7 protein-coding genes are annotated in these 10,133 nt (G+C 57.0%); 6 read left to right on the top strand and 1 reads right to left on the bottom strand.

The window, feature by feature from the left end:
* Positions 1-36: 36 nt before the first annotated feature.
* From rpoC to AC2FJE_RS18370, 3 genes are all read left to right on the top strand, one after another.
* On the top strand, positions 37-4,278 hold the full coding sequence (gene rpoC, locus AC2FJE_RS18360; protein ID WP_058272480.1) for a DNA-directed RNA polymerase subunit beta': 4,242 nt from the start codon (positions 37-39) through the stop codon (positions 4,276-4,278).
* A gap of 135 nt (positions 4,279-4,413) precedes the next feature.
* Positions 4,414-4,869 (top strand): macro domain-containing protein, encoded by a 456-nt coding sequence (locus AC2FJE_RS18365; protein WP_496761271.1) that lies wholly within the window; start codon positions 4,414-4,416, stop codon positions 4,867-4,869.
* An 87-nt stretch (positions 4,870-4,956) separates the two neighbouring features.
* Complete coding sequence (locus AC2FJE_RS18370; protein WP_496735731.1) at positions 4,957-5,826, top strand: DMT family transporter; 870 nt, start codon at positions 4,957-4,959, stop codon at positions 5,824-5,826.
* On the opposite strand, the gene AC2FJE_RS18375 is transcribed toward AC2FJE_RS18370, so the two are convergent.
* Positions 5,811-6,617: a putative rhamnosyl transferase gene (locus AC2FJE_RS18375; RefSeq protein WP_496757217.1), complete on the bottom strand. Its 807-nt coding sequence runs from the start codon at positions 6,615-6,617 to the stop codon at positions 5,811-5,813. The two genes, AC2FJE_RS18370 and AC2FJE_RS18375, sit on opposite strands and share 16 nt — an antisense overlap.
* Positions 6,618-7,002: 385 nt before the next feature.
* On the opposite strand from AC2FJE_RS18375, the gene rpsL reads away from it, so the two are divergent.
* The 3 genes from rpsL to fusA are packed head-to-tail and all read left to right on the top strand — an operon-like array spanning position 7,003 to position 9,996.
* Positions 7,003-7,374, top strand: a complete 372-nt coding sequence (rpsL, locus tag AC2FJE_RS18380) for a 30S ribosomal protein S12 (RefSeq protein WP_005621086.1) — start codon at positions 7,003-7,005, stop codon at positions 7,372-7,374.
* 15 nt (positions 7,375-7,389) lie between these two features.
* A complete protein-coding gene (rpsG, locus tag AC2FJE_RS18385) occupies positions 7,390-7,860 on the top strand; it encodes a 30S ribosomal protein S7 (protein ID WP_008756926.1) in 471 nt (156 codons plus the stop codon).
* An 18-nt stretch (positions 7,861-7,878) separates the two neighbouring features.
* The gene (fusA, locus tag AC2FJE_RS18390; RefSeq protein WP_282120247.1) at positions 7,879-9,996 is read left to right on the top strand and encodes an elongation factor G; all 2,118 of its coding nucleotides are present in this window, start codon (positions 7,879-7,881) and stop codon (positions 9,994-9,996) included.
* The last annotated feature ends 137 nt before the right edge of the window (positions 9,997-10,133 follow it).

The raw sequence follows: 10,133 nt of genomic DNA on the forward strand, positions 1-10,133 counted from the left end.
CCACACTCATCCCATCCCAATTTGTAAGGACGCAAAATGAACCAGGAAATCACCAACAACCCGTTCAACCCGCTGACGCCGCCGAAAGTCTTTGACGAGATCAAAGTCTCCCTGGCGTCGCCCGAGCGGATTCTGTCTTGGTCCTATGGCGAGATCAAGAAACCCGAAACCATCAACTACCGGACGTTCAAGCCCGAGCGTGACGGTCTGTTCTGCGCGCGTATCTTTGGCCCGATCAAAGATTACGAATGTCTGTGCGGCAAATATAAGCGGATGAAGTATCGCGGCGTTGTCTGCGAGAAATGCGGTGTGGAAGTCACCCTGCAGAAAGTCCGCCGCGAGCGTATGGGCCACATCGAACTGGCAGCACCCGTTGCGCACATCTGGTTCCTGAAATCGCTGCCGTCCCGCATCGGTCTGATGTTGGACATGACGCTGCGCGATCTGGAACGTGTTCTGTACTTTGAAAACTATGTCGTCATCGAGCCCGGTCTGACCGACCTGTCTTATGGCCAGATGCTGACCGAAGAAGAGTACATGGACGCGCAGGATGCCTATGGCATGGACGCGTTCACGGCGAACATCGGTGCGGAAGCTATCCGTGAAATGCTGGCTCAGATCGATCTGGAAGCCGAAGCCGAGCAGCTGCGCGCTGATCTGGCCGAAGCAACCGGTGAACTGAAGCCCAAGAAGATCATCAAACGTCTGAAGGTTGTTGAATCTTTCCTCGAGTCGGGCAACCGGCCTGAGTGGATGGTGATGACCGTGATCCCAGTCATTCCGCCGGAACTGCGTCCGCTGGTTCCGCTGGATGGTGGCCGTTTCGCGACTTCGGATTTGAACGATCTGTATCGCCGCGTCATCAACCGGAACAACCGTCTGAAGCGTCTGATCGAACTGCGCGCACCTGACATCATCGTCCGCAACGAAAAGCGGATGTTGCAGGAATCCGTTGACGCTCTGTTCGACAATGGCCGTCGTGGGCGCGTGATTACCGGTGCCAACAAGCGTCCGCTGAAATCGCTGTCGGACATGCTGAAAGGTAAGCAGGGTCGCTTCCGTCAGAACCTTCTGGGTAAACGCGTCGACTTCTCGGGCCGTTCGGTCATCGTGACCGGTCCGGAACTCAAGCTGCACCAGTGTGGTCTGCCCAAGAAGATGGCGCTGGAGCTGTTCAAGCCGTTCATCTACTCGCGCCTTGAAGCCAAGGGTCTGTCTTCGACCGTGAAGCAGGCGAAGAAACTGGTCGAGAAAGAGCGTCCCGAAGTGTGGGATATCCTCGACGAGGTGATCCGCGAACACCCTGTCATGCTGAACCGTGCGCCGACGCTGCACCGTTTGGGCATTCAGGCGTTCGAGCCGGTCCTGATCGAAGGTAAAGCCATCCAGCTGCACCCGCTGGTCTGTTCGGCCTTTAACGCCGACTTCGACGGTGACCAGATGGCTGTGCACGTCCCGCTGAGCCTTGAGGCCCAGCTGGAAGCCCGTGTTCTGATGATGTCGACGAACAACGTTCTGTCGCCTGCAAACGGTGCGCCGATCATCGTTCCGTCGCAGGATATGATCCTGGGTCTGTACTATGTGACCCTGGAACGCGAAGGCATGCCGGGCGAAGGTAAGGTGTTTGGTTCGATCGACGAAGTTCAGCACGCGCTGGATTCCGGCGAAGTGCACCTGCACACCAAGATCACCGCGCGGATCACGCAGATCGACGACGAAGGCAACGAAGTTCAGAAGCGTTTCGAGACAACTCCGGGCCGTCTGCGCCTGGGTGCGCTGCTGCCGATGAACAACAAGGCGCCGTTCGAGCTGGTCAACCGTCTGCTGCGGAAGAAAGAAGTGCAGCAGGTGATCGACACTGTCTACCGTTACTGCGGTCAGAAAGAGTCGGTTATCTTCTGTGACCAGATCATGTCGATGGGTTTCAAAGAAGCGTTCAAGGCGGGCATCTCGTTCGGTAAGGACGACATGGTCATCCCTGATGATAAGTGGGGCATCGTTGATGAGACCCGCAGTCAGGTAAAAGACTTTGAACAGCAGTACATGGACGGACTGATCACACAGGGCGAAAAGTACAACAAAGTTGTCGATGCCTGGTCGAAGTGTAACGACCGCGTCACCGATGCGATGATGGGCACGATCTCGTCTTCGGATCGGGCAGAGGATGGCTCCGAACAGGAACCGAACTCGGTCTACATGATGGCCCACTCGGGTGCGCGTGGCTCGGTTACTCAGATGAAACAGCTGGGCGGTATGCGTGGTCTGATGGCCAAGCCGAACGGCGACATCATCGAGACGCCGATCATCTCGAACTTTAAAGAAGGTCTGACCGTTCTTGAGTACTTCAACTCGACCCACGGTGCCCGTAAGGGTCTGTCGGATACCGCTCTGAAGACGGCGAACTCGGGTTACCTGACCCGTCGTCTGGTGGACGTGGCGCAGGACTGCATCGTTCGTGAGATCGACTGTGGTACCGAACGTGCGATCACTGCCGAAGCTGCGGTCAACGATGGTGAGGTTGTTGCATCTCTGGCAGAACGTGTGCTGGGTCGTGTTTCTGCCGATGACGTTCTGCGTCCGGGTACGGAAGAGGTTCTGGTCGCTGCGGGTCAGCTGATCGATGAACGCATGGCCGACACCATTGACGAGGCCGGTGTTGCTTCGATGCGCATCCGCTCGCCTCTGACTTGTGAGTCCGAGGAAGGTGTATGTGCCACCTGCTATGGTCGTGACCTTGCACGTGGTACGCGGGTCAACACGGGTGAGGCTGTCGGCATCATCGCCGCCCAGTCCATCGGTGAACCTGGTACACAGCTGACGATGCGGACCTTCCACATCGGCGGTGTTGCCCAAGGTGGTCAGCAGTCATTCCAGGAAGCCAGCCAAGACGGTGTGGTTTCGTTCGAGAACCCGCAGGTTCTGGCCAATTCCGCAGGCGAAATCCTGGTTATGGGCCGGAACATGAAGCTGGTGATCAAGGACGAACACGGTGAAGAACGTGCCAGCCACAAGCTGGGCTATGGCTCTAAGCTGTTCGTCAAGGATGGCGCCAAGGTGGCTCGTGGCGACAAGCTGTACGAGTGGGATCCCTACACCCTGCCGATCATCGCCGAGAAAGCCGGCACCGCGAAGTATGTTGACCTTGTTTCGGGCATTGCTGTCCGCGATGAGACCGACGATGCAACCGGCATGACCCAGAAGATCGTGATCGACTGGCGCGCCGCCCCCAAAGGCAGCGACCTGAAGCCCGAGATCATTCTGGTTGGTGAAGATGGCGAGCCGGTCCGCAATGATGCGGGCAACCCGGTTCACTATCCGATGTCGGTGGATGCGATCCTGTCGATCGAAGACGGTGAAAAAATCGAGGCTGGTGAAGTCGTTGCGCGTATTCCGCGTGAAGGCGCCAAGACCAAGGACATCACCGGTGGTCTGCCGCGTGTGGCTGAACTGTTCGAAGCCCGTCGTCCGAAAGATCACGCGATCATCGCAGAAGCCGATGGTTACGTGCGCTTTGGCCGCGACTACAAGAACAAGCGCCGCATCAGCATCGAGCCGGCTGACGAGTCCATGGAGACCATCGAGTACATGGTACCCAAGGGCAAGCACATCCCGGTCGCCGAAGGGGACTTCATCCAGAAGGGTGAATACCTGATGGACGGTAACCCTGCTCCGCATGACATCCTGTCCATCATGGGTGTCGAAGCGCTGGCGGATTACATGATCGACGAGGTGCAGGATGTTTATCGTCTGCAAGGCGTGAAAATCAACGACAAGCACATCGAAGTCATCGTGCGTCAGATGCTGCAGAAGTGGGAGATCCTGGACTCAGGCGACACCACCCTGCTGAAAGGCGAACATGTCGACAAGCAGGAGTTCGACGCAGCCAACGAGAAGACGTTGGCCCGCGGCGGACGTCCGGCTCAGGGCGAACCGATCCTTTTGGGGATCACCAAAGCCTCGTTGCAGACACGTTCGTTCATCTCGGCGGCGTCGTTCCAGGAAACCACCCGCGTGCTGACCGAAGCTTCGGTTCAGGGCAAGAAGGACAAACTGGTTGGCCTGAAAGAGAACGTCATCGTTGGTCGCCTGATCCCAGCCGGTACCGGTGGGGCCACTCAGGCCGTGCGCCAGGTTGCGCAAGGCCGCGACAACGTCGTGATCGAAGCTCGCCGGGAAGAGGCCGAAGCGGCCGCTGCCTTGGCTGCGCCGGTCATGGATGACGACATGGTCGGTGACGAGCTGGACGTTCTGGTGGAAACACCGGAAAGCCGCGAGTAACTTTCTCATCATAGAAATACGGAAAGGCCCTGCGATTTCGCGGGGCCTTTTCTTTTGCCCTTGGTGTGCTTTTGCCCAATCGTGATACAACTGAATAGTCTCGAAGACAGCGACCCACTGACCAAGGGATGCATGATGCCTACAATCAAGGGTGATTTGATACAGCTTGCACTGAATGGTGAGTTTGATGTCATCATTCACGGTTGCAATTGCTTCCATGCGATGGGGGCCGGGATAGCACGGGCGATTGCGGCGGAATTCCCTGATGCGCTTGAGGCCGACAAGCAGACGGAACTTGGGTCCCGTTCAAAACTCGGAACGATTTCTTCGGTTCAGATCACGCGGGGCACGACCGAATTTGTAGTGGTTAATGCCTATACCCAGTTTCACTGGGAGGGGCCGGTGCCGCTTGTGGAATATGACGCGATCTCGGGTTGTTTTTCGAAGATTGCACGCGCGTTTCCCGCATCGCGGATCGGCTATCCGATGATTGGTGCAGGTTTGGCTGGGGGCGATTGGGTTGAGATTGCGCAGCGCATAGACGCGGCCCTTGCCGGAATAGACCACACTCTGGTGATCTTGCCCGACTGACCGACGGGTCCGTGGTTGCATATTGACATCTCACAAGGACTTACGGCCAATGATCCGTGTTTCTTTTGAGTATTGGATTCTGCGACTATGACCCCGAATGTGAAGGGCGCTATGCTGATGATGGGCAGCATGGCCGCCTTTACCGTGAATGACGCATTGATCAAAGTTGCGGGGGCAGACTTGCCGCTGTTTCAGATGGTTGCGATGCGTGGATTCTTGGCGACGTTATTGGTGTTTCTGATGGCGCGTCATCTTGGGGCACTGCACCTGAACTTTCCGCGCCACGACAAGTGGCTTGTCGCTGCACGCTGCCTGGCCGAGTTGTCGGCCACATTCTTCTTTCTGACAGCGCTTTTGCATATGCCGCTTGCAAATGTAACGGCCGTTCTTCAGGCGTTGCCACTTACGGTGACATTGGGGGCTGTTTTGTTCTTTGGTGAACATATCGGCTGGCGCCGCATTCTAGCGATCGGGATGGGATTTGCTGGAATGTTGCTGATCGTACGGCCGGGGCCTGATGGGTTCAGTATTTACGCGATCTACGCTCTGATTGCCGTGGCATCCGTCACCGCGCGCGACCTGATTACAAGGCGTATGTCCACCCATGTTCCGTCCTTGACGGTCACATTGGCGACGTCGGTTTCCATTACAGTGGCCGCAGGGGTCGCAACTGCAGTCACAGGGTGGGAGCCGGTAGCGCCGGGCGCAGGCATAATGGTGGCGTCAGCTGCGGTCTTTGTTCTAACCGGATATCTTTGCAGCGTCATGGTCATGCGCGAAGGCGACGTCGGTTTTATCGCGCCGTTCCGGTATTCCAGCCTGATCTGGGCTTTGGGGCTGGGTTGGGTAATTTTTGGCGATTGGCCCGATACGATCACAATGTTGGGCGCTGTTCTGGTCGTGGGTGCGGGGCTTTTCACGCTGTTCCGGGAACGTCAGTCTCAACCTGCCGAGTGAGCCCGCCGCACCCTGTCCTGTTCAATGGCAAATCGCGCAATGAACTCGCCTTCTTGTTCCGGTGTCAGTGGGGACAGCTCGGTCTTGCTGGCGCGGGCATGGGGGGAGTCGTTGAAGTTGTTCAGCGTACGCACCCACATGGGCGCGTCGGGATAGCTGATCACGGGCATGAAACGACCGATCTTATGGTGCGTGAAGCTCATTATCGTGTGTTTGCAGCCGCCGGCAATATACATCCCCAACCCAACGCCCAAAAGGGATCGGAACACCGGGAGGGCTTGAGTGCCATCCGGTCCAAACCGCGCCAGAAACCCGCTGTTGAAATCCAGCCCGACCGTCCGGCTATTCCGGGTCAGTCCTTTGGCGTCAATCGCCGCAAGGCGCAGACGTTCGACAAAGTCGACCGAGACGGCATCATCGTCATCATGCCGGAACTGGAGACATGGCTGATCCGGGTCGGTGCGGGCGCTGTGCAGGACCTCTTTGACGACCGGGCGGTGCCGGGCTGGTGTGCGCTTGACGATGCGGACCTGCCTGATGCCCGAAGTGAGATCATACAGCCGGTCCATGGACTTTTGGGGAAGGCATTCACCGACTAGCACCACCAGCTCAAAGTCCTCGTCTGTCTGTTCCCGAAAACCGGGCAGGGTGGTGGTTTCGAACAGACGAAACCGTTCTTCCAGCCGCTCTGGATTGTACAGGTATTGACGACGCTCTTCGACAGTTTCGTGTTCTACCTGATAGCCGCCGATTGCGGGGTAGGAAAAGCGGCACAGGCCAATGACTTGCATGTTTCGTCCATAGAAAAGTTTCGCGGCCACTATGCAGAAATCCGCAATTGCCGGCAACGGGCGAGTAGCACTGGAAGCAGCAGCTAAGTCTTGGTAAAACGCCGTCAATCGGCTTGTCGGGTATGTGCTGTTGACACTCGGGCCGACTCCCCATATACGCGCGTCATCTCGGTGCCGGGGGCCGCCCCACAACCGATTCCAGTAATGAACTGGTCAAGGCCCGGACACTTTTATCGTTCGCGCCCTCTGATAACAAACCGCGACGTTCACCTCGGAATGGGAACGCTCGCGGGTTTTGCGCTTGTGGACGCACGAACGCAGCAAGTTTAGCCGCACGCAATGCGCGTGCATGTCATGTGTGTTGCAAAACGGGGAAGAAACCGGAATGCCAACTATTCAACAGCTGATCCGCAAGCCGCGTCAGCCCAAAGTAAAACGCTCGAAGTCCATGCACCTGGAGCAGTGCCCGCAGAAACGCGGCGTCTGTACTCGTGTGTATACGACCACACCGAAAAAGCCGAACTCGGCTATGCGTAAGGTTGCCAAAGTGCGCCTGACCAACGGGTTCGAGGTCATCTCGTACATCCCCGGTGAAAGCCACAACCTGCAGGAACACTCGGTTGTTCTGATCCGTGGCGGCCGTGTAAAAGACCTTCCCGGTGTCCGTTACCACATCCTGCGTGGTGTTCTGGATACCCAGGGCGTCAAAGACCGTAAGCAACGTCGTTCGAAATACGGCGCGAAGCGTCCCAAGTAAGAAGGAGAGGCTGATATGTCACGTCGTCACGCCGCCGAAAAACGCGAAGTCCTGCCTGACGCCAAATTTGGCGACAAGGTACTGACCAAATTCATGAACAACCTGATGATCGACGGCAAAAAGTCGGTCGCAGAGCGCATCGTTTACAACGCTTTTGACCGCGTTGAAGGCAAGATCAAGCGCGCTCCTGTCGAAGTGTTCCACGAAGCGCTCGACAACATCAAACCGTCGGTCGAGGTTCGTTCGCGCCGGGTTGGTGGTGCAACCTATCAGGTTCCGGTCGAAGTGCGCCCCGAGCGCCGCGAAGCACTGGCCATCCGCTGGCTGATCACTGCTGCGCGTGGCCGTAACGAAAACACCATGGAAGAGCGCCTTGCGGGCGAACTGCTGGACGCCGTACAGTCCCGCGGTACTGCCGTGAAAAAGCGCGAAGACACCCACAAGATGGCCGAGGCGAACAAAGCCTTCAGCCACTACCGTTGGTAATTCCAGAGGCTTATCAAAATGGCACGCGAATATACACTCAACCATTACCGTAACTTCGGTATTATGGCGCATATCGATGCAGGTAAAACTACCTGTTCGGAACGCATCCTGTATTACACCGGCAAATCCCACAACATCGGTGAGGTGCACGATGGTGCAGCCACCATGGACTGGATGGAGCAGGAGCAGGAACGCGGCATCACCATCACTTCGGCTGCGACCACCACGTTTTGGGAACGCACCGAAGACGGTGAAACTGCTGACTCGCCCAAGCACCGCCTGAACATCATCGACACCCCCGGCCACGTTGACTTCACCATTGAAGTTGAGCGTTCGCTGGCGGTTCTCGACGGTGCCGTTTGCGTTCTGGACGCAAACGCCGGTGTTGAGCCCCAGACCGAAACCGTGTGGCGTCAGGCTGACCGCTACAAGGTTCCGCGTATGGTGTTCGTCAACAAGATGGACAAGATCGGCGCGGACTTCTTCAACTGCGTTGCAATGATCGAAGACCGTACCGGCGCACGTGCTGTTCCGGTTGGTATTCCGATCGGTGCAGAAACCGAGCTGGAAGGCCTGATCGACCTGGTCACCATGGAAGAATGGCTGTGGCAGGGCGAAGACCTGGGCGCAAGCTGGGTCAAAGCACCAATCCGTGACAGCCTGAAAGACATGGCTGACGAATGGCGCGGTAAAATGGTCGAAGCGGCCGTCGAAATGGACGACGACGCGATGATGGAATACCTGGAAGGCAATGAGCCCGACGTTCCAACCCTGCGCGCCCTGCTGCGCAAAGGTACCCTGGAAATCGCGTTTGTTCCGGTTCTGGGTGGTTCGGCGTTCAAGAACAAAGGCGTTCAGCCGCTGTTGAATGCTGTGATCGACTATCTGCCCAGCCCGCTCGACGTTGTCGATTACATGGGCTTCAAACCCGGTGACGAAGAAGAAACCCGTAACATTGCCCGCCGTGCGGATGATGACATGGCGTTCTCGGGTCTGGCGTTCAAAATCATGAACGACCCCTTTGTTGGCTCGCTGACCTTTACCCGCATCTACTCGGGTACTCTGGCCAAGGGCGACACGCTTCTGAACTCGACCAAGGGTAAGAAAGAGCGTATCGGCCGGATGATGATGATGCACTCGAATGATCGTGAGGAAATCACGGAAGCATTCGCAGGCGACATTATCGCGCTGGCAGGTCTGAAAGACACCACCACGGGCGACACTCTGTGTTCGACCGGCGATCCGGTGGTTCTGGAAACGATGACCTTCCCCGATCCGGTGATCGAGATCGCGGTTGAGCCGAAAACCAAGGCTGACCAGGAAAAAATGAGCCAGGGTCTGGGCCGTTTGGCCGCAGAAGACCCATCCTTCCGCGTGGAAACTGACCTGGAATCGGGTCAGACCATTATGAAGGGCATGGGCGAACTTCACCTGGACATCCTGATTGACCGTCTTAAGCGTGAATTCAAGGTTGAAGCGAACATTGGTGCGCCGCAGGTGGCCTATCGCGAAACCATCGGTCACGAAGCCGAGATCGTTTACACCCACAAGAAACAGTCGGGTGGTTCGGGTCAGTTTGCCGAGGTGAAGATGATCATCTCGCCGACAGAGCCGGGTGAAGGCTATTCGTTCGAATCCCGCGTTGTTGGCGGTTCGGTACCCAAGGAATACATCCCGGGTGTCGAAAAAGGCATCAGATCCGTCATGGATAGCGGCCCATTGGCTGGCTTCCCCGTGATCGACTTCAAAGTTGCTCTGATCGAAGGTAAATACCACGACGTGGACTCCTCGGTTCTGGCGTTTGAAATCGCGGCTCGTATGGGTATGCGTGAAGGCATGCGCAAAGCTGGCGCGAAACTGCTTGAGCCGATCATGAAGGTCGAAGTGATCACCCCGGAAGAATACACCGGCGGCATCATCGGCGACCTGACATCACGTCGGGGTCAGGTTTCCGGTCAGGAAAACCGTGGCAACGCCATCGCGATCGACGCGTTCGTTCCGCTGGCCAACATGTTCGGTTACATCAACACTCTGCGTTCGATGTCGTCGGGCCGTGCCCAGTTCACCATGCAGTTCGATCACTACGATCCGGTTCCGCAGAACATCTCGGACGAGATCCAGGCGAAATACGCATAAGCGAAGATTTGAGGGAGCTCTGTTCAGGGGCTCCCTTCATTACCGAAAAAGGAGGCCATCATGGCAAAGGAAAAGTTTGAGCGTAATAAGCCGCACGTCAACATCGGCACGATTGGCCACGTTGACCACGGCAAGAC

Source organism: Ruegeria sp. CDSC002 (genome assembly GCF_059610905.1).